Below are 23,470 nucleotides of genomic sequence, written 5' to 3'. Positions count from 1 at the left end.
GTGAAGTTTGCTAAGGTTCCGGCGCACGGACTCTTTGCGGACGGCGTGGTGTTGCGGTGGAAACGAATATCCTTGTCGCCGACGATTCCGAATTCTTCCGCGACCTGATCCGGGCCGACCTGGAAAGCAACGGCTACACCGTGCTGCTCGCCGCGGACGGGGCGCAGGCGCTGTCGATCTACCGCAGCCACGACATCCACCTCCTCATCACCGATCTGGAAATGCCGGTGATGACCGGGCTGGAACTGTGCTGGCATGTCCGGGCGGAGGACGACCAGCACCGCACCTTCACCATCCTGATGACCGGCGACACCGAGACCGCCCGGCGGATCGAGGCCTTCGATTCGGGGGCGGACGAGTTCCTGGCCAAGCCCATCGACCTGTCGATGCTGCGCGCCCGCGTGCGGGCCGGCGAGCGCATCAGCCGCATGCACCGGGTGATGGTGGAGATGCTGCACACCGACTACCTGACCGGGGTGCTGAACCGCCGCTATTTCATGGAAAAGCTGGAGCAGGCCTACCGCGCGGCGAAGGAGACCGGTTCCCCCATGGCGGTGGCGATGTTCGACCTCGACCATTTCAAGACCATCAACGACACCCATGGCCACAGCAACGGCGACGTCGCGTTGAAGCGTTTCGCCGATCACTGCGCCGCCCATGTGCCCGACGGCGGCTTCCTCGGCCGGCTGGGCGGGGAGGAGTTCTGCCTGTGCCTGCCGTCGGACGACCTTGAGGGGGCGCTGGCGCGGGTCGAGGCGATCCGCCGCTCCACCGCCGAGCTGACGGTGGAGACCGGCAGCGGCGCCAGCTTCGGCTTCACCGTCAGCATCGGCATGTGCCTGGACCGCGACACCGTCTCGGTCGGCGACCTGATGACCCAGGCCGACGAGGCGCTCTATTTCGCCAAGCGCAGCGGCCGCAACCGCACCGTGCTCCGCGGCGCCGAGGGTGTGACGGTGAAGGCGCGCTTCTATGTGATGTGACGATCCTCCTCCCGGGATCTCCTTTTGCCATGTGACGGCTCTATGAAGTTTGGCGGAGCTTCATCTTCCCCCATGGACGGACGGCTTTTATCTCAGGCACACTTTTCGTCTTGAGCGGGGCTGCGCCAACGCGCCGGAACGCCGCCCGTCCAAACGCCATCCAAGAGCCAGGGAGACCGGACGTCATGTCCAAGATCGTTCACACCACGCTCGATCACGCCCAGACCGAATCCCAGCGGTCCAGCGCCGAGACCCAGCGCGCCGCCAAGAGCTTCACCCGCCGCCTGCTGCTGCAAAGCGCTGCCGCCGCCGCCGGTGTCGCCTCGGTCGGTCCCTTCGTCCTGCGCGAGGGCCACGCGGCGTCGGGTTCTGTGAAGATCTTCTCCTGGGCCGGCTACATCAGCCCGGACATGCTGGCCGACTTCGAGAAGAAGACCGGCGTCAAGGCGACCCTGACCGAATACGGCACCAACGACGAGCTGCTGAACCAGCTGAAGGCGACCGGCGGCGCCGGCTTCGACATCATCCACCCCACCGTCGACCGCGTGCCGAACTATGTCGAGTTCGAGCTGGTGCAGCCGATCGACGAGGCCAAGGTGAAGTGGGACGGCTGCCTGAAATCGTCGGTCGAGGGCTCCGCCGGGATGGGCGGCGTCGTCGGGGGCAAGCGCTATTTCGCCCCGGCCGACTGGGGGACGGAGGCGCTGGCCTACGACATGAAGAAGGCGCCGCTCGCCTACGGCACCGCCAGCTACGGCGACCTGTGGGCGCCGGCCAACGCCGGCAAGGTGACGGTGCGCGGCCATTCCTCGCTGATCGGCATCGCGCTGTGGCTGGAAAGCCAGGGCAAGCTGCCGCACCCGGTCCGCGACCAGTTCAAGGACGAGGCGAAGGCGCGCGCCAACTTCGACGCCATTCTCAAGGTGGCCGCCGCCAACAAGAAGTCGGTCGCCCAGTTCTGGACCAACGAGAACGAGGCCCAGGGCGCCTTCCGCACCAATGGCTGCGTCATCGGCCAGACCTGGGACAGCAGCGCCGTGGCGCTCCGCAAGGAAGGGCTGCCGGTCCGCTTCGTGGCGCCGAAGGAGGGTGCGCTCGCCTGGATGGAAGGCTTCGCCATCCCGAAGAAGGCCGAGAACCTTGAGAACGCCTATGCCTGGATCAACTGGTTCTACACGCCGGAGGCCGGCGCGCTCTACACCAACCATTCCGGCATCTCCAGCACCGCGGTCGGCGCCGAGGCCCACCTGACCGACCTGAACAAGCAGTTCTTCGCCGACGCCTATCCTGGCGATGCCCTGCAGAAGCTGTGGTGGTGGCCGATCCAGGAGGCGTGGTACGTCTCCATCCGCAACGAGTACCAGGATCGTTTCCTGGCGGCGTGATCCGCACACAGCAGGGGCCATGAGCCAAGACGTCCAACTCGACCACGTCACCATGCGGTTCGGCGACACCGTCGCCGTCCGCGACGTATCGCTGACCATCGCGGCCGGGGAGTTCTTCAGCTTCCTCGGCCCCTCTGGCTGCGGCAAGACCACCATCCTGCGCATGATCTCCGGCTTCATGGAGCCGACCGACGGCGCCGTCCGCATCGGCGGCCGCGACATGAAGGGGATCGGTCCGAACAAGCGGCCGACCGCGCTGATCTTCCAGAACCTCGCTTTGTTCCCGCTGATGACGGTGGCGGACAACATCGGCTTCGGGCTGGAGGTGCGCGGCGTGCCGTCGGCCGACCGCAAGCGCCGCGTCCGCGAGTTGCTGGAGCTGGTGGCGCTGCCCGACACGGCGGACAAGCGGGTGACCGACCTGTCCGGCGGCCAGCGCCAGCGCATCGCCATCGCCCGTGCCCTGGCGGTGGAGCCGGCGGTGCTGCTGCTGGACGAACCCTTGTCGGCGCTGGACCTCAAGCTGCGCCAGCACATGCGCGCCGAGCTGCGCGAGCTGCAGAAGCGCACCGGCGTCACCTTCATCTACATCACCCACGACCAGGGCGAGGCGCTCACCATGTCCGACCGCATCGGCGTGATGTCGCGCGGCGTGCTGGAACAGGTGGGCGACGGCAAGACCATCTACGACCATCCGGAGACCGCCTTCGTCGCGTCCTTCGTCGGCGAGTCGAACCGCTTCACCGGGCGGGTGACGCAGGCGGCCGACGGCTGGGCGGTGCTCGACAGCGCCTTCGGAGCCTTGCGCGGGCGCAATCCGCGCGGGCTGGCGGTCGGCGACCGCGCCACCCTCTATGTCCGGCCGGAACGTCTGATGCCGGAACGTCCGGGGGTGGGCGAGGGTGACAACAGCCTGACCGCCCGCGTCAGCCACAGCGACTTCGAAGGCGCGTTCGTGAACGCCTTTCTGGACGGCGGCCTGACCGTGCAGATGCCGCATCTGGGCCAGGAGCCTGCCTTCGTCCCCGGCGAGACCGCCCGGCTGGGCTTCCGCGCCGCCGACGCGGTGGTTCTGCCGACGGCTTGAGTTCCCTCTCCCGCCCCGGGAGAGGGAACACTCCGCACAAACGAAAACGCCCCGGCCGATTGGCCGGGGCGTTTCGCATTCCTGAACCCGCAAGCCTCAGTTGGCCTGCTGGATCGCCGACAGCTGCCACTGGCCGCCGCGCGGGCGGACGAAGGTCCACAGCTCGGTCGCCTCGGTCGGCTGCGAGGCGTTGCCCTCGATCACCCGGCCGCTGGCGCGGTCCACCGTGACGTCGGTCAGCGCGAAGCGCATGGCGACGGTGGCGTACTCCTGCGCCCCTTCGCGCCAGCCCTCGGCCAGATCGCCCTGGAGCAGGCGGACGTCGCTGACCTTGTTGACGACGCCGCGGCTGCGGTTCTCGGCCAGATCGTCGTTGAAGTAGGAGAACATCTCCGGCGTCGTCGCAGCGCGGAGCGCCTCGGCATCCTCACGCCCGTAGGCGGTCTGGACGGTGACGAGCAGACGCTCGAACGACTCGAAGTCGGCCGGCTGGATGCCGATCTCGTCGGCGGCCTGACGGCGCTGGGCCGGGCCGGCGTTGCCGCCGCCCATACCGCGGTTCCCCATCGGGTTGTAGCCGGCGTCGGTCGCCTCGCGGTTCATCTGCCCATCCTGCGGGCCGCCGGCATAGGCCGGGCGGTTTCCACCCAGCGGACCGCCGGACGCCGCGGTGTTGGCGGTCTGCGAGCGGTTGCGGAAGAAGCGCATGGCCAGCCGGACCAGGAAGACGACCAGCAGGATTTGCAGCAGGAAGCCCAGGATGCCGGCGAAGCTGCCCAAGCCCTCGAAGAAGCCGCCGCCGAACAGCATCGCGCCGATGCCGGCGCCGATCAGGCCGCCCATCAGGCCCGACATGAAGCCGCCGCCGAAGAAGCCGCGCGAGGGGGCCGCCGCCGGGGCGGTGGCCGCGGCGCCGGGGCGCTGCATGCCGGGCGACGCCGCCGGGGCGGTCGAGCGCTCCATCGGCGACACGGAGTTGGGGGCGGTCGAGGTGGCGGCCGGCGCCTCGGTCGTGCGGCTGCCGCGGCTGCCGGAGGAGCTGCTCTTGCCGGCGCGGGCGTCGGCGGTTCCGGCGGCCAGCGCCATCACCAGCGCAACCGCCACGGCGGTCGCAGCGCGGGCGCCGCGCTTCGCTGAAGAGGGGGCGGAAAGGCTCGAAGGTCGGGTCTTCTCGCTCATGATCGTGCTCGCTTGTCGCATCTGGTCGGTTATCCAGCCTTCCCAGATGGGGGTGGTCCCGCCTCCGTTTAAGAGGCGGTCTCACTTTTTTCGAGCAACAATCAGCACCGCCGCCTAATCGGTCTCACTTTGCCAAGCATTGCTCATCGGTCCATCGCCCATCGGGCCGTCGCCGTGCAGGGCGTCGATCGCCCGGCGGTCGCGCTTGGTAGGCCGCCCGGCGCCCGGCGGCTGGAAGGGGGCGCGGTAGGGGTCCTGCAAGCGCTCTTCCGGCACGGGAGGGGCGAGATCCTCGTACAGCGCCTGGGCCTCCGGCGCCGGGCCGCGGCGGCTGCCCAGCGCCACCACCTTGATGACGCGGATGTGCCGTCCCTGGGCGAAGGTCAGCACGTCGCCCGGCTTGACCGCCGCATGCGCCTTGGACACCACCGCCCCCGACAGCCGCACGCCCCCGTCGTTGCATAGCTTGGCGGCGAGGCTGCGCGTCTTGAAGAAGCGCGCATACCAAAGCCACTTGTCGATCCGCAGCCGGCCGGGGGTGGAGTCTTCGCTGTCGGTGTTGCTCATTGGCGTTTCCGTCTGTTGGTCTCGCTTCCTATGGTCGTCATGCCGTCTACATCCCCGACAGCTGACGCAGCTTGGCGAAGGGGTGATCCTCGTTGGTCGGCTTCTCGCGCCGCTGCCGGTTCCCTTGCGGGCGCTTCCGCTTCCAGGTCACCGCCCCGTCCTCGCCCTCCGCGCGGACATAGCCGAGCCCGGCCAGGACCGCCCCCAGCTCCTCCGCCGACAGGCCGACGCGCTGGCCGAGCGCCACCTCGCGGATCGGCGCATGGGCCTTGGACGCGGTCAGCAGCTCCGTCTCCAGCCGGTCGAGCATGTCGACGCGCAGCGCCCGCCCGCCGGCCAGCGGATAGCCGATGGCCTCCCAGAAGGCCGGCGGCGCGCCGCCTTCCTTCCCCAATGGCGCTTCCACCGACACCCGGCCGGGCGGCGGGATCGGGACGGGGAGGGGGTGGCCCTTCGACACCGCCCACAGCAGCCCGCGCAAGGTCACCGCCGCCGGCTTGGCCAGCGCGGTCAGGTAGAGGTGCGACACCCCCAGCCGGACGCCCAGCGCGGTCAGTGCCTTGCGGTCCTCGCGCTCCAGCCGTTCGACCATATCGGCGACCGGCTGCCGCGGCAGCACCCCCAGCCCCTCCACCAGCTGGAAAGCCAGACCGCGGCCGGCGCCGGACAGGGCTTGCGCCGCGGACAGCGCGAACAGCGGCTTCAGCCGGGCGGCGATGTGGTCCTTCAGCCAGCGCTCCAGCCGCGCCCGCACCCGCTCGCGCTGGGCCTGGTCCAGCATGCCGTCGTCGAACGGCACCACCAGCGGCGCCAGCACCGACTGGCCGGCGGCCAGCCGCGCCACCGGCAGGCCATCCGCGCTCAGCACCCCGTCGGCCCCCAGCGCGAAGGCGTCGTCCGGCTCCGCCTCGAAGGCGCGCAGCCGCTTGGCGAGTTCGTCGCGCAACGCCCGCCGGGCGGCGGTCAGCAGCGACTTCGCCTCGTCGGAGCGGTCGGGCGCGTCGGGGACGAAGCGGAAGCCCTCCAGCTTGCCGACGACATGCCCCTCCACCACCACCTCGCCGTCGGCGCGCACGCCGCCGAGCAGCGAGCGCCCGTCCTTCAGCGTGCGGGCCAGCGTGGCGGAGCGGCGGTCGATGAAGCGCTGGGTCAGCCGCTCGTGCAGGGCGTCGGACAGCCGGTCCTCGATGGCGCGGGTGCGCTCCTGCCAGTGCAGCGGGTCCTTCAGCCAGGTCGGCCGGTTGGAGATGTAGGTCCAGGTGCGGATGTGGGCGATGCGGGCGACCAGCGCGTCGATGTCGCCCTCGGTGCGGTCGAGCCGGGCGATCTGCTTCGCCACCCAGTCGTCGTCCAGCCGGCGCAGCGGCGTGCGCAGGCTGCGGAAGATCTGGCCGAGCAGCTTGGTGTGGGCATCCGACAGCACCTTGCGGAAGTCGGGGACCTGGCAGACCTCCCACAGCAGCTTCACGGCATCGCGGCCGCGCGCCAGATCCATGATCTCCGGATCGCGCACCAGCGCCTGGAGCGCCAGATGGTCGTCGGCCTCGCGCACGCGGGACAGCTCCGCCAGCGGCGCGCGTTCCTCCAGCGATTTCAGCAGGAAGCCCGGCGTGTCGAAGCGCAGCTCGCTGTTGCGCCAGGACAAGGCCTTGACCGTCTCGAACTCGTGGTTCTCGACGCGGGTGACGAGGTCGGCGTCCAGCTCCCCCACCTCGTCGGTGGTGCCGAAGGTGCCGTCGCGCATGTGGCGGCCGGCGCGGCCGGCGATCTGCGCCACCTCGGCCGGGCGCAGGCGGCGCGGGGCGAAGCCGTCGAACTTGACGATGCGGGCGAAGGCGACATGGTCGACATCCATGTTCAGCCCCATGCCGATGGCGTCGGTCGCCACCAGATAATCGACCTCGCCCGCCTGATAGAGCCCGACCTGTGCGTTGCGGGTGCGCGGGCTGAGCGCGCCCAGCACCACGGCGGTGCCGCCGCGCTGGCGCCGGATCATCTCGGCGATGGCATAGACGTCGGTGGCGGAAAAGGCGACGACGGCCGAGCGCGGCGGCAGGCGCGTCAGCTTCTTGTGGCCGGCATAGGTCAGCTGGGAGAAGCGCGGCCGGCTGATGAACTCCGCCTTCGGCACCAGCCGGCGGATCATCGGCTGCATCGAATCGGATCCCAGCACCATGGTCTCGACCAGGCCGCGGGCGTTCAGCAGCCGGTCGGTGAAGATGTGGCCGCGCTCGGGATCGGCGCAGAGCTGGATCTCGTCCACCGCCAGGAAATCGACGGCACGGTCCAGCGGCATCGATTCGACGGTGCAGACCCAGTAGGACGGGTTGGGGGGCAGGATCTTCTCCTCCCCCGTGACCAGTGCTACCGCGTTCTTCCCCTTGATCCCGACGATGCGGTCATAGTTTTCCCGCGCCAGCAGGCGCAGGGGAAAGCCGATCATTCCGGACCGGTGACCGAGCATGCGCTCGATCGCCAGATAGGTCTTGCCGGTGTTGGTCGGCCCCAGCACGGCGACCACACGGCCCCCCCGCCCGAGACCGCCGCCCGCCGAAGCGTGAGAGGACGTCATAGGGCTAAGCTTTGGGGTGCGCGAGGCCGCAATGCAAGCGGCGGCTTGGCCGAAGAGTCGTTTGGGACATCGGCACGCCCCATCCGGGAAAGGGCCTGCGCATCGCATGCAGGTCAATGGGGCAGGATCGGCTTGATCCACCTCTTCGGAAGGCGCGCCGGCTGCCTTGATGATCAACCCACACGGACGTATGGTTTCCGCTGCGCCAGTTCAGAGGGTTTTCCGCATTGGATAGGGTTGATCGAAAGTTGTTTGCAGCCCGGCTTCTGTGCGAACTGCCGGTCGATTCGATCAACCGGGTCCTGGGAACCGAGCTGGAGGTTGGATGCGCCTGGCTCAGTTCGATTGCACATCGCCATATCGCAGTCGACTGCAGCGACGATTACAGCATCTGCATCGTGAATCTGGAGTTGGTGATAAGCCAGCCGATGTATGTGCGGCAAAGCGACCGCCATGCCCGGAACTTCGAACTGATCCGCCGGATCGATCTGGAGGGAAGGCCTCTGATGCTGGTTGCCGTTTCCCTGGAGCGGAACGATCGGGGAAATTACAATGTCCGCTCCTCCTACCTGATCACCGAAACGGATCTTGAGAAGAAGAAACGATCCGGCAGCCTGAAACTGATCATCGGGAGCTGAGCAAAGAAAAAGCCCCCTGCTGGAGGGGGCTTGTGCCTTAGCCGGACGCTATCCCGGATCTCTTGACCTGCCCACCGATCCTGCATCCGCAAAAGCGTCGGGAAGGCTAATAACCTGTTTCCAGGCGTGTGAGGCAGCTGGTTCTCACCTCTAAGGCCTATGGGAAGTTTGGGCGCTCACCGGCGTAAAGTCAATCGGCACCGGACAATCCCTGCAAAACGACAAGGGCCGCCGACTGGGGGGTCGGCGGCCCTCGGGCTCACGGCGGCTGCGTTGGGGGGCTTGGGGTCGCCGCCGGGAGTCTCTCTGTTACGTCAGCCCTTGGGCGGCTCCTGCGGTGCCGGAGCCGGACCCGGACCGGGGCCCTTCCCCGGACCCATGCCATGGCGCGGACCGTCATGGTCGCCCATCGGTCCGCCATGGTGCGGGCCCATATGATGGCCACCCATGCCGCCCGGTCCCGGGTTCAGCATGCGGTCGGCCTGCTTCTGCTGGGCGGGCGTCAGCTGGGCGTAGAGGTCGGTCAGGGCCGGGCGGACGGTCTGGACCTGCTGCAGGTGGGCCTGCATCATCTGCTCGGCGCGTTCAAGGCGCTGCGGCAGGGCTGCCGGCGGCGGGGTGTCCTTGAACTTGACGCACAGATCCTGCGTCGGCTTCAGGCTGGAGCGGGCGGCGTCGGCGAACTTGGTCCAGGCGGCGCGCTGCTGCTCGGTGATGTTCAGCTTCTTCTCCGCATAGGCCAGCTTGCCGGCCAGACGGGCCTCCTGGTCCTCGCACATGCGGGCGAAGTGGCGGTCGGGACCGCCGGCCGGGCCGGGACCGCCGGGCTGCGGACCACCCTGGGCGAAGACCGGAACGGCCACGCCGAGACCGGCGACCAGCAGGGCGGACGTCAGAAGGGCGCGTTTCATGGTGTCGACTCCTCGGTGTGTTGGTGCTGTCTAAACCCCGGATGGAGGGGGCTTATTCCGCTGGGACGGTGCAGGCCTCATCGCCGCCGCTGTCCCGATGACCAGACAATGGGCGCCGAACGTTGCGGTCGAATGTCCGCAAACCGGTCATTTGGTAACAGAGTGTAACCGCGGGCGCCCCCGTAACCGGGCGTTACACATTTCCCCTTCACGCCCGCGGCGCCTCGCCCGATCATGGGGCCATGGACCGCACGCCCCACCTCCTCGTCGTCGACGACGACCGCGAAATCCGCTCCCTCGTCGCCCAGTTCCTGACCAAGCATGGCTTCCGGGTCACCGGGGTCCGGGACGGGGCGGAGATGATGCGCACGCTCGACGGCGCCCGCGTCGACCTGATCGTTCTCGACCTGATGCTGCCGGGGGAGGACGGGCTGTCGCTCTGCCGCCGCCTGCGCGCGACGCCGCAGACGGCGCAGACCCCCGTCATCATGCTGACCGCCATGGGGGAGGAGACCGACCGCATCGTCGGGCTGGAGATGGGCGCCGACGATTACCTGGCGAAGCCCTTCAGCCCGCGCGAGCTGCTGGCCCGCATCAAGGCGGTGCTGCGCCGCGTCTCCGCCCCGCCGGTGGCGGGCGCGCCTGCGGCGGCCGGCACGGTGCTGCGCTTCGAGGGCTGGTCGCTCGACCTCACCAAGCGCGAGCTGCGCTCGCCCGACGGCGTGCTGGTCCAGCTGTCGGCCGGCGAATACGACCTGCTGGTCGCCTTCGTCGAGCATCCGCAGCGGGTGCTGACCCGCGACCAACTGCTCGATCTGGCGCGCGGCCGTTCGGCGGTGCCGTTCGACCGCTCCATCGACGTGCAGGTCAGCCGGCTGCGCCGCAAGATCGAACCCGATCCGGCCGACCCGACGCTGATCAAGACGGTGCGCGGCGGCGGCTATCTCTTCACACCCACCGTCAGTAACGGCGGTGTGGCGCCATGACCGCCCAGCCGGAAACGGCCAAGTCCCAGCCGGAAACGGCCAAGTCCAGGCTCGCCCGCCGCCGCGGCGCCTTCCGCCGGCTTCCCGTCCGCTTCCCCGACAGCCTCGCCGCGCGCATCGCCCTGACGGTGGTGCTGGCGCTGCTGCTGACCCAGGCGATCAGCGCGCTGGTCTATCTGACCGACCGCAGCGAGGGGCCGCCGATCCACGGTCCCACCGTGCTGATCCAGCGCATCACCGCCATCGTCCAGCTGGTGGAGAGCACGCCGCCGCAGGGGCGCGAGCGGGTGGTGCGCGCCATCGACGACCCGGTCCTGCGGGTGGAGCTGAGCCCCGACCGGCCGCCGCCGCTGTCGCCCGGCGCCTATGCCGGCGGCCGGTTCGAAGGGCTGAAGCGCCGGCTGAGCGAGCAGCTCGACACCGCCGACCGCAACATCCTGATCGAGGTCCAGCGCCCGCCCCGCGACGACCCCCGCCCGCCGCCGCCCTTCATGGCGGGCGACGAGCCTCGGCACTGGGGGCCGCATGTCCGGCTGTCGGTGCGGCTCGGCGACGGCTCCTGGCTCAGCTTCACCGGCGGCGAGCCGCTGCCCGGCCCCTTCGGCATCGTCCGCTTCGTGCTGTGGATGGGCGCCATCGTCGCGGTGATCCTGCTGGTGTCGCTGCTCGCCGCCCGCCGGGTGACGGCGCCGCTGGCCGGCTTCGCCGCCGCCGCCGAACGGCTCAGCGTCGACGGGCAGGCCGATCCCCTGCCGGAGGAAGGCCCGCGCGAGCTGCGCGCCGCCACCCGCGCCTTCAACCGGATGCAGGCGCGCCTCGCCCGCTTCGTCGCCGACCGCACCCAGATGCTGGCGGCGATCGGCCACGACCTGCGCACGCCGATCACCCGGCTTCGCCTGCGCGCCGAGCTGGTCGACGACCCGGAGATGCAGCGCCGGATGCTGGCCGACCTCGACGAGATGGAGGCGATGATCTCCGCCACGCTGGCCTTCGCCCGCGACGATGCCCAGCGCGAGCCGCGCGGCCGCTTCGACCTTGCCGACCTGTTGCAGAGCCTGTGCGACGACCGCGTCGATGCCGGCCACCGCGCGCTCTACGACGGCCCCGCCCATGCGGTGGCGGAGGGCCGCACCGTGGCGCTGCGCCGGGCGCTGGCCAACCTGATGGACAACGCCATAAAATATGGCGGCGGCTTCACCGTCCGGCTGGAGACCGGCCCGGACGGCGCCGCCCACTCCGCCCACGCCGCCAATGCCCTGATCCACATCGACGACGACGGCCCCGGCATCCCGGAGGCGGAGTTCGAGAAGGTCTTCGCTCCCTTCTACCGGCTGGAGCGCTCCCGCTCGCGCGACACCGGCGGCGTCGGGCTGGGCCTGTCCACCGCCCGCAGCATCATCCGCGGCCATGGCGGCGACGTGACGCTGGCGAACCGCAAGGGCGGCGGCCTGCGCGCCACGGTGACGCTGCCGCTGTAGTCTCCCTCTCCCGCCTCGGGAGAGGGCATGGAGCCGACGGCCGCAGGCCGGACGACTGCAACGCAGTCGTAGGTGGAATGCGGTCGCGAGACTTGCGAGCGACCTCGGGGCCCATGCGGAGCATGGGAAGGGTGAGGGGGCAATCCAAGGAACATACACGTCGATCCTTGCCTTACCCCTCACCCTCCCCACGCCTGCGGCGCGGGTCCCCTCCCTCTCCCGGGGCGGGAGAGGGCATCCAAGCCCACCCCCGAAATTTCGGATAGAGTCATTCTTTCGCCACGGTCCGGAGACAAATAATCGTCAGTCCCCGACCAGCCTTCCGGCCGGGCGGCTGTGAGCGTATGAGGATCGAAGCAGGAACGTTTCCCGCACTCATCACACAGACCTGACAAGGCCAGCGAGCGCGCCGTGACCGCCGACCGACCGGACCACCACACGGACCCGGACCAGCGCAGGGCCAGCCAGCTCTACGCCGGCCCCCGCCCGATCCGCACCCGCGAAGACCCGTCGCCGCTCGACCGGCTGACGGCCGGTGAGTTCGCGCGCCTGTTCGCCGCCAAGGCGGTCGAGCTTGCCCGCGACCGGCTGGCGGCCGCCGGCAAGGGCAAGCCGCGCCGCAAGTCCCCGCCGCCCTCCGCCGCCCCGCCGGCCACTCCCTACAAGCCGCCCCGCCGCCGGTCCCGCGGCCTGCCCAGCTTCACCCTGCCGTCCTTCACCCTGCCGTCCGTCTCCCTTCCAAGGATCTCCTTGCCGAAACCGAAGCAGCCCGCCCGCCGGTCCGGCGGCAGCCAGACCCCGTCCCCGCAGCTCTCGGCCCAGCCCGCCGGCCGCCCCGGCCGGGCGCCGCAGCAGCCCCGGAAAAACGGCGGCGGCTGGATGAGGCGGCTGGTCCAGTGGGGCCTCGTCGCCGCCATCTGGTGCGGCATCGGGCTGGGCGCCGTGCTGGCGTGGTTCGCGCTCGACCTGCCGGACATCTCCAAGGTGGCGCAGTTCGAACGCCGCGCCTCGATCACCGTGCTGGCCGCCGACGGCAGCGAGTTCGCCCGCTTCGGCGACCTGCACGGCACGACGCTCAGCGTGCGCGACCTGCCGCCGCATCTTGTCGGCGCCGTGCTGGCCATCGAGGACCGCCGCTTCTACAGCCATTTCGGCATCGACCCGCTGGGTCTGGCCCGCGCCGTCTATGTCAACTGGCGCTCCGGCCGGGCGGTGCAGGGCGGCTCCACCATCACCCAGCAGCTCGCCAAGAACCTGTTCCTGACGCCCGAAAAATCGCTGAAGCGCAAGATCCAGGAGGCGATGCTGGCGCTGTGGCTGGAGAGCCGCTTCACCAAGGACCAGATCCTCACCGCCTACCTGAACCGCGTCTATCTCGGCGCCGGCACCTTCGGGGTGGATGCCGCCGCCCGCACCTATTTCGGCAAGCCGGCGACCGAGGTCGACGTGCGCGAGTCGGCGGTGCTGGCCGGCCTGTTGAAGGCACCGTCGCGCTACGCCCCCAGCTCCAACCCCGACGAGTCGGCGGAGCGGGCGCGGGTGGTGATGGCGGCGATGCTGGACGCCGGCTACCTGACCCAGCCGCAGTACGAGGCCGCCCGCGCCGCCAAGCCGTCGCCCAAGCGCAAGCCCGGCGGCGACGGCCGCTATTTCGCCGATTGGGTGACCGATCTGGTGCCGGGCTTCGCCGGCCCCGACCATGGCGACGTGATCGTCCGCACCACGCTGGATCTGAAGATGCAGCGCGCCGCCGAACAGCGGCTGGAGGCCCTGCTGGCCGGTCCCGGCGCCGCCGCCAACGTCCGCCAGGGGGCGCTGGTCGCCATGAGCCCCGACGGCGCGGTGCGGGCGCTGGTCGGCGGCCGCGATTACGACGGCAGCGAATTCAACCGCGCCACCCAGGCGCTGCGCCAGCCGGGATCGGCCTTCAAGCCCTTCGTCTATCTGGCGGCGCTGGAGTCGGGCTGGACCCCCGACAGCATGATCGACGACGCTCCCGTGCAGCTCGCCAACTGGAGCCCCGGCAATTACGACGGCAAGTACCGCGGCAGCATCACGCTGGCCTCGGCGCTGGCCCATTCCTCCAACACCGCGACGGCGCGGCTGATCGACCGGGTCGGCACCGACCGGGTGCGGCGCATCGCGTCCAACCTCGGCATCTCCTCGCCGCTCACCCGCGACCTGTCGCTGGGGCTCGGCACCAGCGAGGTGACGCCGCTGGAGCTGGTCCGCGCCTATGCCGGCATCGCCAACCGCGGCGTTCCCGTCTGGGCCTATGCCATCACCGAGATCAGGAGCCGCGACGGCGTCGTCCTCTACCGGCGCCAGGGCGGCGGCGGCAGCCCGGTGGTCGATCCCGCCCATGCGGTGCAGCTGTCCCACATGATGACCGGCGTGCTCGATTACGGCACCGGCCGCAGCGCGAAGCTGAACCGCCCGGCGGCGGCCAAGTCCGGCACCACCCAGGATTATCACGACGCCTGGTTCGTCGGCTTCACCGCCGATCTGGTCGCCGGCGTCTGGCTGGGCAACGACAACAACGAGGCGATGAGGAAGGTCACCGGCGGCACCCTGCCGGCCAAGCTGTGGCGCGAGTTCATGACAGACGCCCATGCCGGCAAGCCCGCCCGCCCGCTCCCCGGCCTGGACGGCGCCCCCGCCTGGACCCCGCCCCCTGGAAGCATTCCGCCGGGAAGCGTGCAGCCGGCAATCCTGCCGCCGGGTGCCGGGCCGCAGGGAGGGGTGCCTGTGGCGTCCGCCGACGCCCGGTCTGGCGGCATCGGCTCGCTGATCGAGAAGATCGCCGGCGGGTCCGGCGCCGCCCCCAGGGTGCAGTACGACTACAGCAACAGCGGGGTGCGGTAGACACCCTCTCCCGTCCCGGGAGAGGGAAGGGGCCCATGCGCAGCATGGGAAGGGTGAGGGGTGAGCCAAGGATCGGGATCCCTGTTCGGATAGCCCCTCACCCTCCCCACCGCTTCGCGGCGGGTCCCCTCCCTCTCCCGGGGCGGGAGAGGGCTTCAAGTTCCCCCCGGCACCCCGACCCTGCTATACCTCCCCCCGGATTTCTCCAGAGCGGACGACAGATGCAGGCGGACGAGCGATTGGACGGACCGGAGGTGGCTGAGGCGGACAGGGCGAAGGCGGAGGAGGACGAGCGTCCGCTCGCCGCCGTTCTGGCCGCGCTGGCGTCCGAAGGCCCCGCCCCCGCCCCCGCAGCCCACTCTCCGCCCTCCGCCACGCCGCCGTCCTCCCGCCGGCAGGACGGCCCGGGTCCGCAGCCGCCCGCCTCCTCCCTCAACCCGCTGCTCAGCGCCGCCGCTCCGGCCCTGGCGCTTGTCGGCGCGCTCCGCGACGGCAGCCTGGGCGACCCGCCCCGCGCCGCCGCCGCCGCGGCGCTGGAGCGGTTCGACCGCGCCGCCGCCGCGGCCAGCCTCGACGCCGCCGCCATCCGCGCCGCCCGCATCGCGCTCTCGGTGACGCTGGACGACGTCGCCCGCGCCGCCGGGCATGGCGGGGTCACGGTCGCCGAGCCCGATGCCGGCGTGCGCTTCCTCGAACTGCTCGACGGCATGCTGGTCGATCCGCGCCGCCACCGCCACACGCTGGAGCTGTTCTACGCCTGCGTGTCGCTGGGCTTCGAGGGCCGCTACCGCGACAGGCCCGGCGGCGCCCACGACCTCGCCCGCCTGCGCGACGAGCTGTACCGCATCCTGCGCCGCGCCCGCGGCGACGTGGCGGCGGAGCTGTCGCCGGCCTGGACCGGGGTGGCGGAACCGTTCCGGCCGCTCGGCAATCCGTTGAGCGCTGTGCCGGGCTGGATCGTCTGGTCGGTGGTGGCGCTCGGCCTGTCCGGCCTCTACGTCCATCTCGCCGGCACCCTCGACCGGCAGGCCGAGCCGGTGGTCGCCCGCATCGCCGCCTTGCTGCCCGACCGGACGATCGAGATCGCCCGGCTGGTTCCGCCGCCGCCCCCCACCGCCGGCCCGGCGCTGATCGCCCGCATCACCGGCCAGCTCGCCCCGGAAATCCGCACCGGCGCCGTCGAGGTGCTGGCGGGGGAGGATGGCGCCCTGGTCATCCGCATTCCGGCGGCGGCGATGTTCGCCACCGGCAGCGACGCCGTGAAGGCCCGCCACCGCGCCATCGTCGAGCGGGTCGGCCAGACCCTGGCGGCGGAACCCGGCAGCGTGCTGGTTGTCGCCCACACCGACGACCAGACCCCGCCGGGCGGCCGCCTATCCGCCGCGCAATCCCTGACGGCCCAATCCCTGGCAGCCCAATCCCTGACAGACGCCCGGGCCGAGGCGGTGCGCAAGCTGCTGGAACGCTCGCTGCCGCCCGCCCGCCTGTCGGCCGAGGGCCATGGCGACCAGGAGCCGGTCGCGCTGAACGACACGCAGGCCGGTCGCGACGCCAACCGGCGGATCGACATCCGCCTCTACCCGCATTAGGGCGCCCGCCATGGCCGAACCAGCTTCCCCCAAGGCCGGCGCCCCGGCGACGGCGAAGACGGCCGTCAGGCGCCGGAAACCCGCCGCCGCCGCTCCGTCGCCGTACCGCTCGGCCCGCAGCCGCTGGGTGCTGTCGCTGTCCGGCGTTCTGGCGCTGGGGCTGGCCGGCTGGTTGCTGCTGCCGCGTCTGGCCGCAACCTTCGCCCCGCACCTGCTGCCGACCATCCAGCCGGACTGGAGCGTCCGCCTGCTGCCGCTGGTCCTGGCGCTGGCCGGCTGGATCGCCGTCAACCGCCGCATCGACGCCCGCGAGCGTGCCGCCAACGCCCGCCTGCTGGAGGCGCTGGCCGCCCGCCGCGACCCGGAGCTGAAGGCCTCGCTGGAGGAGATCGGCGCGGTGCGCAAGCGGCTCGACGGCGTGCTGGCCCAGCTGCGCAAGCGCCGGGGCGGGCGCTACCTTTACCAGCTTCCCTGGTATCTGGTGATCGGCGCCCCCGGTTCGGGCAAGACCACGGCGCTGGCCAACGCCGGCCTCGCCGCCCGCCCGGCCGACGGCACGATGGCGGGGCCTCTGGCAGGGCTGGGCGGCACCCGCAACTGCGACTGGTGGTTCACCGACCGCGCCGTGCTGATCGACACCGCCGGCCGCTACACCACCCAGGACAGCCGGCGCGCGGTCGATGGCCGGGTGTGGTCCGGCCTGCTCGACCTCCTGAAGGAGCACCGCCCGCGCCAGCCCGCCAACGGCGTTCTCCTCACCGTCAGCATCCCGGAACTGACCGGCTGGACCGACGCCGAGCGGCGCAACCACGCCATCCTGATCCGCCAGCGCCTGAACGAGCTGCGGGTGCAGCTGGGCGTGCGCCTGCCGGTCTATCTGCTGCTGACCAAGGCCGACCTGCTCGACGGCTTCGCCACCTTCTTCGACCCGCTCGACCGCGAGGCGCGCGGGCAGGTCTGGGGCCTGACCCTGCCGGCGGACGAGCCGGCCCCCGACACCTCCGCCCCCGGCTCCTCCGCCGGTCCGCTTCCCGTCTTCCGCGCGCTTTATGCCGGGCTGGTGCGGCGGCTGGACGAGCGGCTGCTCGACCGGCTGCACCAGGAGCCGGACATCCGCCGCCGCAGCGCCGTCTTCGCCCTGCCGCTGCGCGTGGCGGAGCTGGAGCCGGCGCTGGCCGACATCGTCGACACCGCCTTCGGCTCCGAACATGGCGAGGAGACGCCGCGCCTGCGCGGCCTCTACCTGACCAGCGCCACCCAGACCGACGCCTCGCTCGCCCTGCTCGCGCCCGAGGGCGGCCCAGAGGGCGGCGCAGAGGGCGGTCCCGAGGGCGGTCCCGGGACCGGCAGCCCGGCCTCCACCTATTTCCTCGAACGGCTGCTGCCCGACGTGGTGTTCCCGGAGGCCAACCTCGCCCGCGTCGACCGGCGGGTGGAGCGCGCCCGTCGCCGCCGGGCGCTGCTGTCCGCCGCCGCCGCGCTGGCGCTCGCCCTGGCCGTCGGCGGCTGGTGGCTGGTCAGCGCCCGCGGCAACGCCGCCCTGCTGGAGCGCGCCGATGCCGGCGCCGCGGCGGTGGAGGCGGCGCTGCGCCCGCTCGACACCGCGCCGCGGTCGCTGGTCCGGGTGGACGATGCCGACCCCGCGGCGATCCTGCCGGCGCTGGAGGCCCTGCGCGCCCTGCCGTTCGCGTTCGACGATGCGCAGGATCGGCCAGGACAGGTTTGGGCCGGGCAGCTTTGGGCCGGTGAGATATGGACAGGCCGGCTGTGGGCCGGCCCGGCGCTGGCCGGCGGGCTCTACCAGGGGGGCCGCATCGCCGCCCCGGCGCAGGAGGCCTACCGCCGCGCCCTGCGCAGCCAGTTCCTGGCCCGCATCGCCCTGCGGCTGGAGGAGCGGCTGCGCGCCGACTGGGCCTTGCCCGACCAGCTGCGCCAGACCCTGCGCGTCTACCGCATGATCACCGGGCGGATGATCGGCGGGCAGATGGCGGGCGGGCAGATGGCGGGCGGGCAGATGGCCGGTGGGTCGGAGCCGATGGATGCCGGCGCCATGGCGGAATGGCTGGCGCTCGACTGGCAGCGCACGCTGCCCGGCCCGGCCAACGAGGCGCGGCGCCGTGCGCTGGGCGACCATCTGGCCGCCCTGTTCGCCGTCGGCTTCGCCCCGGTCCCGCCCGACGAGGTTCTGGTCGCCCGCGTGCTGGAGGTGCTGGCGCAATCGACGCCCCAGGCCTCTTCCGCCCAATCCGGCCGGGCCGCCCAGCCATGATGGGCTATTTCGCCACGCCGCGCGCCATGGCGGCCGGGGTCGGAGGAATAGGTGCCGATCCGGTGGTGGGATTCCACGGCAAGGTGCCGGCCCGCGGCGATTTCATCGGGCACGGCCTGCCGTCGGCAGTCCTCGGCCCCTGGGACCGCTGGCTGTCCGCGGCGCTGGGCGAGGCCGGCCGCCGCCTGGGTGCCGAATGGGAACCCCTGTTCGCCCAGGCCCCGGTCTGGCGCTTCGCCTTGTCGGCCGGCCTGTGCGGCGCCACCCCGCTGGTCGGGGTCTGGATGCCCAGCGCCGACCGGGTCGGCCGTCGCTATCCCTTCACCATCGCCGCCGGCCTTCCCGCCGGCTTCGACATCGCCGACGCGCCCGCCGCCTGCGGCGCCTGGCTGTCCCGCGCCGAGTCCCTCGCCGCCGACGCCTGCCGCGCCGGCACCGACGTGGAGGGGTTGCCGGCCCGCCTCGCCATCCTCGGCCGGCCGGAACCGGAGCGGGTCAGCCCCGCCACCCGCGCCCTGCTCGACCGCCTGTCCGGCCCCTTGCGCGCCGACGCCAGCCTGTGGTGGACCCGCGGCGCCGGCCGGATCGCGCCGTCGCTGCTGTCCTGCCCCGGCCTCCCCGCCGGCCCCCGCCTGACCGCCTTCCTCGACGGCGCCTGGACCCGCTGGGGCTGGGAGAACGCCGACGAGGGGTAGGGGGGCGGTCGGCGGCGGTCGAGCCCGTGCGGCGGGCGCATGCGGTGGCATCGTCCCCCGCGCCATGATACCGTTTCCATCGCCGCTGCCTGGGTTGCTTGCGAGCGGTTCGGCACAAGCGAAACCCCGACGACCGCTCGCGCAGGCGGGGCCCATGTTTTCCTTGGGATCTTTGACATCGTCCAGAACGAAAGCGAACCAGAAAAGCTGACCGCCCCGACAGCTTTCCGCACCGCTCGATTCCACGGCGTATTGCCGTTGAGTCCGAAGGAGATGACGGCGGGGCTGTCTTCCGAAGCGGAAACGCTTCGGCCTCATTGAAGCCAAGGAAGGTGACGTCCTGACCGGCGATCCGGCCACGTCGTCTTCCGAAGCGGAAACGCTTCGGCCTCATTGAAGCAATCCGCGGTCCAATCGGGTCTATGGATACGGCCAGGGTCTTCCGAAGCGGAAACGCTTCGGCCTCATTGAAGCATCGCCGGCACGATGACATTGGTCGCGGTCCCGACGTACGTCTTCCGAAGCGGAAACGCTTCGGCCTCATTGAAGCAGGCCATAGCCGGCGATGCTGGGCTTGGTGACGAGGCGGGTCTTCCGAAGCGGAAACGCTTCGGCCTCATTGAAGCAGGTAACCGTCGATGCGGACCACCGCGCCGATTCCCTGTCTTCCGAAGCAGAAATGCTTCGGCCTCATTGAAGATGGACATAGAGCTGGACATAGCCGGCCGACTCCTCGAGTCTTCCGAAGCAGAAATGCTTCGGCCTCATTGAAGCTGTTCCCCCCGTCCCGCCGGCATCCTCCCCCCGCCCGCCGCTCTCCATCGCGGCGGGCGGGGCTGTCGGGCCGAACGCGTTACGGCGTCCCCGCCATCTCGCGGTCGAAGCGGGCCAGAGCCTCTTCCAGCCCCCACTGGACCCGCGCCTTCTCGCTGCGGGCGGCCACCGGGCGGCAGGCGTCCTCACGCATACCGTCGCCCACCGGCGGCGTGCAGCCGGGGGCCGACCACAGGCTGTCGCCGGGCAGGAAGCTGTGCTCCAGGCTGGCGCGGGCCAGCCCGACGAGGTCGGCATAGCCGAAGCCGAACTCCTCCACCGCGCGTTGCAGCTCGTTGGTCAGGTCGATCCGGCTGACGCCCTCGTCGTCGGTCGACAGCACCACCGGCACCCCGGCGGCGCGATAGACCGGCAGCGGGTGCGCCTTGCCGCTGACGCCCAGGATCTTGTCGTTGCTGGTCAGGTTGATCTCGACCGCCACCTTGCGCCCGGCCATCGTCCGCAGCAGGCCCTGGGGATCCTCCTCGTACATCACGTCGACGCCATGGCCGATCCGTTTGGCGCCGGCGATCTCCACCGCCTTGCGGATGTGGTCGCGCAGCCGCTCCGGCGGGACGAGGCCCAGCGTCAGCTCGCCGGCATGCAGCGCGACGTTGGTGCCGGGCTGGCGCCGTTTCGCCTCCGCCACCATGCGCATGTGCAGGTCGTAATCGTCGAGCGCCACCGGGTTGTCCTCCGGCGCCACGAAGTTCAGCCCGACGACGCGCGGCTCCTGCGCTTCCAGCAGGGCGTTGAACAGGGTGGTGGCATAGACCGGGCCGGGGCTTTGCGTGCGCGACACCTGCTGGAGGTAGCGCACCGACACGGTACAGCCCGGCCGGGCCGCCGACGTGCCGCAGCCAAGGACGCTGCGCATCCGCGCCTCCGCCGCGTCGATCTCCTGCCGGGCCGGGGCGACCAGGGCCGGAAGCCCGGCGGCGATCAGCCGGTCGGCGGTTCCGGCCAAGTCGGCCGCCGCCTGCGGCGTCCAGGCGAAGGCCTTGCCGATGGCGGCGGCAGGGCCGGTGCCGAAGGACACCATCAGCTCGACATGCCGTTCGCCCTGCCGGCCGGCGCGGTCGACCACCTCGGCCAGCAGGTCGCCGGTGGAGGTGGCGGCGGCGCGGAACCGCCCGAAGGTGGCGAAGAACTGGTCGTGCAGGCTGTAGCCGGAGACCGGCAGCGCATCGCGCGTCGACAGGGCGTCCAGCGCCACCGGGTAGAGCACGCTGTCGGCGATCACTGCCGCGGCGCCCGGCCGGGCCGACCTGGCGTCGCCGCAGGGCGCCTGCGCCGTCGGCGCCACCAGCGTCTTCGCCTTGACGTCGAAGCACAGCCCGGCATCCGCCGCCATCCGCATGTAGGTCTCGGCATAGGCGGCACCGGTCAGGTGGCTGTGCAGGTCCGCCCCCTTGGGCATGCGGTAGAGGAAGGCGCGCAGTTCCGGCGGGCTGGTCCGCACCGCCTGGAACCGCCGCGCCGCCGCCGACCCGCCGGCATCGGCGCCCCCGCCGGCACTGGCGCCGCCCATCTCCGCCGTGGCGCAGCCCGCCAGCAGCAGCGTCGCCGCCAGCGCCCCCGTCACGCCGCCCTTCATTCGTCCACGCGTCATGCACCCGACTCCTTGTTCTCCTTTTGCGAGTATGGATGCGCTGATAATCGCGCGGGCACAACGGTCCTGTCCGGATCGAAAGGCTGTAGCAGGGCGGCAATTCCCGGTATGGTGCGGCGACCTTTCCGTGTTCCCCCTCTCCCGCCTTCCATATCCCGCCGTCTTTGGAGCCGCCGCGATGACCGACACCTCCGCCCCGACCCTGCTCGATGCGGCCAAGCGTTTCCGCAGCAACGATCTGGCGGGGGCGGAACAGGTCTGCCGGGCGATCCTGACCACCGACCCGCACAACGCCCAGGCGCTGCATCTGCTGGGGCTGGTCGCCGCCCACACCGACCATCCGGAAAACGCGCTGGACCTGTTCGCCCAGGCCATCGCGGAGAACGGCAACGACCCGTCCTTCCACAACAGCCGCGGCAGCCTGCTTTTCCAGCAGGCCCGCCCGGCGGAGGCGGAGGAGGCGTTCCGCGCCGGCCTCGCCATCAACCCGCGGCTGCCGGAGCTGCATGGCAACCTCGGCAACGCGCTGAAGGCGCAAAGCCGGCTGGAGGAGGCGGCGGACTGTTTCCGCGCCGCGCTCGACCTGCGGGCGCAAGCGCCGGAGATGCATCATTTCCTCGCCGCCACCCTGCGCGAGCTGGGCGAGCTTGAGGAGGCGGAGGAGCATTTCCGCACCGCGCTGGCCCAGGCGCCCGACTATCTCGACGTGCATTACAGCCTGGCGGAGCTGCTCTCCACCCGCGGCCGGCTGGCCGAGGCGGAGGCGGAGTTCCGCACCGTGCTGGCCGCCGCCCCGCGCTTCGTCCCGGCCCAGGTCGGTCTCGCCCATGTGCTGCAAAGCCTCGACCGCGCGGCCGAGGCCATCGAGGTGATCGAGGCGGCGCGCGAGCAGGCCCCCGACCACCCGATGGTGAAGTTCACCCGCCGGCTGATCTATTCCAACGCGGTGCCCGGCTGGCACCTGCCGATGATCAACGATTTCGAGCGGAACGAGGCTTACAAGCAGTCGCTGGAGCGGGCGGTGAAGCCCGGCCAGCTGGTTCTGGAGATCGGCACCGGCTCCGGCATCGTCGCCATGATGGCGGCGCGCGCCGGTGCCGGGAAGGTGGTGACCTGCGAGGTCAACCCGATCCTCGCCCGCGTCGCCAAGGAAACCGTGGCGCGCAACGGCTATGGCGACCGCATCGACGTGGTGCCGCGCCTGTCGACCCAGCTGACGGTGGGCGAGGGCGGCGATTTGCCGGAGAAGGCCGACGTCTTCGTGTCGGAGCTGATCAACATCGGCATGCTGGCCCCGCGCATGCTGTCGGTGCTGCAACATGCCCGCACCCATCTGGTGAAGCCGGGCGGCGCCGTCATCCCGCGCGCCTCCACCGTCTACGCCATGCTGGTGGAGACGCCCGAACTGGCCCGCATCAACCCGGTGGAGACCATCGACGGCTTCGACATGGGCAGCTTCGACGTCTTCCGCTCGCCCGGCTACCAGCAGATCGACCTCGGCGCCGACGCCCACACCCCGCTGTCGAAGCCCTTCACCGCGCTCGATTTCGACTTCACCCGCAACATGCCGGAGGAGGGCGAGCGGGTGATCGACGTGACCATCGTCACCGCCGGCACCTGCCACGGCGTCGCCTTCTGGTTCGACCTCTTCATGGACGACGAGGTGGTCTACAAGTCGGAAAGCCGGTCGCGCACCAACCACTGGAAGCAGGCGATGACCTTCCTGGAAAAGCCGATCGCGCTGTCGGCCGGCGACCGCCTGCGCATCGTCGCCCGCTACGACAACAACCAGATCTCCTTCGGGGTGGACGGGCTGGCCGGGGGTGAGCGGGAGTAAGCGG

16 protein-coding genes and 1 CRISPR repeat array are annotated in these 23,470 nt (G+C 71.2%); of the genes, 11 read left to right on the top strand and 5 right to left on the bottom strand.

All coding sequences use genetic code 11. From position 1 onward, the window contains the following. Positions 1-56 precede the first annotated feature (56 nt). The 3 genes from CRT60_RS33940 (at position 57) to CRT60_RS33930 (ending at position 3,455) form a co-directional block, all read left to right on the top strand. Positions 57-983, top strand: coding sequence for a GGDEF domain-containing protein (locus CRT60_RS33940; RefSeq protein ID WP_098740744.1), 927 nt, complete (start codon positions 57-59; stop codon positions 981-983). Between the two features lie 185 nt (positions 984-1,168). Then, a complete protein-coding gene (locus tag CRT60_RS33935) occupies positions 1,169-2,368 on the top strand; it encodes an extracellular solute-binding protein (protein WP_193548475.1) in 1,200 nt (399 codons plus the stop codon). A 19-nt stretch (positions 2,369-2,387) separates the two neighbouring features. Beyond that, positions 2,388-3,455: an ABC transporter ATP-binding protein gene (locus CRT60_RS33930; protein WP_098740743.1), complete on the top strand. Its 1,068-nt coding sequence runs from the start codon at positions 2,388-2,390 to the stop codon at positions 3,453-3,455. A 96-nt stretch (positions 3,456-3,551) separates the two neighbouring features. Here CRT60_RS33930 and CRT60_RS33925 read toward each other — a convergent pair whose 3' ends face one another. From CRT60_RS33925 to CRT60_RS33915, 3 genes are all read right to left on the bottom strand, one after another. Continuing rightward, positions 3,552-4,634, bottom strand: a complete 1,083-nt coding sequence (locus CRT60_RS33925) for a Tim44 domain-containing protein (protein ID WP_167421860.1) — start codon at positions 4,632-4,634, stop codon at positions 3,552-3,554. A 114-nt stretch (positions 4,635-4,748) separates the two neighbouring features. Next, on the bottom strand, positions 4,749-5,201 hold the full coding sequence (locus CRT60_RS33920) for an RNA-binding S4 domain-containing protein (RefSeq protein ID WP_098740741.1): 453 nt from the start codon (positions 5,199-5,201) through the stop codon (positions 4,749-4,751). 46 nt (positions 5,202-5,247) lie between these two features. Continuing rightward, complete coding sequence (locus CRT60_RS33915) at positions 5,248-7,773, bottom strand: helicase-related protein (RefSeq protein ID WP_098740740.1); 2,526 nt, start codon at positions 7,771-7,773, stop codon at positions 5,248-5,250. A gap of 248 nt (positions 7,774-8,021) precedes the next feature. Here CRT60_RS33915 and CRT60_RS33910 point away from each other — a divergent pair, with 248 nt between their 5' ends. Next, entirely contained in the window at positions 8,022-8,411 is a 390-nt protein-coding gene (locus tag CRT60_RS33910; RefSeq protein WP_098740739.1) for a hypothetical protein, read from the top strand. A gap of 314 nt (positions 8,412-8,725) precedes the next feature. On the opposite strand, the gene CRT60_RS33905 is transcribed toward CRT60_RS33910, so the two are convergent. Then, the gene (locus CRT60_RS33905; RefSeq protein ID WP_098740738.1) at positions 8,726-9,322 is read right to left on the bottom strand and encodes a Spy/CpxP family protein refolding chaperone; all 597 of its coding nucleotides are present in this window, start codon (positions 9,320-9,322) and stop codon (positions 8,726-8,728) included. Positions 9,323-9,564: 242 nt separating this feature from the next. On the opposite strand from CRT60_RS33905, the gene CRT60_RS33900 reads away from it, so the two are divergent. From CRT60_RS33900 to tagF, 6 genes are all read left to right on the top strand, one after another. Next, positions 9,565-10,308 carry a response regulator gene (locus CRT60_RS33900; RefSeq protein WP_098740737.1) on the top strand — a complete coding sequence of 248 codons (744 nt, stop codon included), beginning with the start codon at positions 9,565-9,567 and terminating at the stop codon, positions 10,306-10,308. Beyond that, a complete protein-coding gene (locus tag CRT60_RS33895) occupies positions 10,305-11,786 on the top strand; it encodes an ATP-binding protein (protein WP_098740736.1) in 1,482 nt (493 codons plus the stop codon). The genes CRT60_RS33900 and CRT60_RS33895 overlap by 4 nt, the downstream gene beginning before the upstream one ends. Before the next feature lie 411 nt (positions 11,787-12,197). After that, positions 12,198-14,651 carry a transglycosylase domain-containing protein gene (locus tag CRT60_RS33890; RefSeq protein ID WP_098740735.1) on the top strand — a complete coding sequence of 818 codons (2,454 nt, stop codon included), beginning with the start codon at positions 12,198-12,200 and terminating at the stop codon, positions 14,649-14,651. A gap of 254 nt (positions 14,652-14,905) precedes the next feature. Next, positions 14,906-16,240: a type IVB secretion system protein IcmH/DotU gene (gene icmH, locus CRT60_RS33885; protein ID WP_280177259.1), complete on the top strand. Its 1,335-nt coding sequence runs from the start codon at positions 14,906-14,908 to the stop codon at positions 16,238-16,240. Between the two features lie 10 nt (positions 16,241-16,250). Continuing rightward, on the top strand, positions 16,251-18,509 hold the full coding sequence (gene tssM, locus CRT60_RS33880) for a type VI secretion system membrane subunit TssM (protein WP_098740734.1): 2,259 nt from the start codon (positions 16,251-16,253) through the stop codon (positions 18,507-18,509). After that, entirely contained in the window at positions 18,506-19,204 is a 699-nt protein-coding gene (tagF, locus tag CRT60_RS37670; protein WP_280177258.1) for a type VI secretion system-associated protein TagF, read from the top strand. The genes tssM and tagF overlap by 4 nt, the downstream gene beginning before the upstream one ends. A gap of 287 nt (positions 19,205-19,491) precedes the next feature. Further along, positions 19,492-19,979: direct repeats of the CRISPR family, unit length 38 nt; unit sequence GTCTTCCGAAGCGGAAACGCTTCGGCCTCATTGAAGCA. Between the two features lie 78 nt (positions 19,980-20,057). On the opposite strand, the gene CRT60_RS33870 is transcribed toward tagF, so the two are convergent. Then, entirely contained in the window at positions 20,058-21,629 is a 1,572-nt protein-coding gene (locus CRT60_RS33870; protein WP_098740733.1) for an adenosine deaminase family protein, read from the bottom strand. Between the two features lie 178 nt (positions 21,630-21,807). On the opposite strand from CRT60_RS33870, the gene CRT60_RS33865 reads away from it, so the two are divergent. Beyond that, a complete protein-coding gene (locus CRT60_RS33865) occupies positions 21,808-23,466 on the top strand; it encodes a tetratricopeptide repeat protein (protein WP_098740732.1) in 1,659 nt (552 codons plus the stop codon). The last annotated feature ends 4 nt before the right edge of the window (positions 23,467-23,470 follow it).

Origin of the sequence: Azospirillum palustre (assembly GCF_002573965.1) — a bacterium.
Taxonomy (GTDB): Bacteria; Pseudomonadota; Alphaproteobacteria; order Azospirillales; family Azospirillaceae; genus Azospirillum; species Azospirillum palustre.
Note: the sequence above shows the minus strand (reverse complement) of the source record. Positions and strands in the feature narration are given on the sequence as shown.

What these genes read in the sequence shown, in the direction of transcription:
- CRT60_RS33935 (WP_193548475.1), top strand. Translation starts at nt 1,169, where the DNA reads ATGTCCAAGATCGTTCACACCACGCTCGATCACGCCCAGACCGAATCC.
- CRT60_RS33930 (WP_098740743.1), top strand. Translation starts at nt 2,388, where the DNA reads ATGAGCCAAGACGTCCAACTCGACCACGTCACCATGCGGTTCGGCGAC.
- CRT60_RS33925 (WP_167421860.1), bottom strand. Translation starts at nt 4,634, where the DNA reads ATGAGCGAGAAGACCCGACCTTCGAGCCTTTCCGCCCCCTCTTCAGCG.
- CRT60_RS33920 (WP_098740741.1), bottom strand. Translation starts at nt 5,201, where the DNA reads ATGAGCAACACCGACAGCGAAGACTCCACCCCCGGCCGGCTGCGGATC.
- CRT60_RS33915 (WP_098740740.1), bottom strand. Translation starts at nt 7,773, where the DNA reads ATGACGTCCTCTCACGCTTCGGCGGGCGGCGGTCTCGGGCGGGGGGGC.
- CRT60_RS33905 (WP_098740738.1), bottom strand. Translation starts at nt 9,322, where the DNA reads ATGAAACGCGCCCTTCTGACGTCCGCCCTGCTGGTCGCCGGTCTCGGC.
- CRT60_RS33900 (WP_098740737.1), top strand. Translation starts at nt 9,565, where the DNA reads ATGGACCGCACGCCCCACCTCCTCGTCGTCGACGACGACCGCGAAATC.
- CRT60_RS33895 (WP_098740736.1), top strand. Translation starts at nt 10,305, where the DNA reads ATGACCGCCCAGCCGGAAACGGCCAAGTCCCAGCCGGAAACGGCCAAG.
- tssM (WP_098740734.1), top strand. Translation starts at nt 16,251, where the DNA reads ATGGCCGAACCAGCTTCCCCCAAGGCCGGCGCCCCGGCGACGGCGAAG.
- tagF (WP_280177258.1), top strand. Translation starts at nt 18,506, where the DNA reads ATGATGGGCTATTTCGCCACGCCGCGCGCCATGGCGGCCGGGGTCGGA.
- CRT60_RS33870 (WP_098740733.1), bottom strand. Translation starts at nt 21,629, where the DNA reads ATGACGCGTGGACGAATGAAGGGCGGCGTGACGGGGGCGCTGGCGGCG.
- CRT60_RS33865 (WP_098740732.1), top strand. Translation starts at nt 21,808, where the DNA reads ATGACCGACACCTCCGCCCCGACCCTGCTCGATGCGGCCAAGCGTTTC.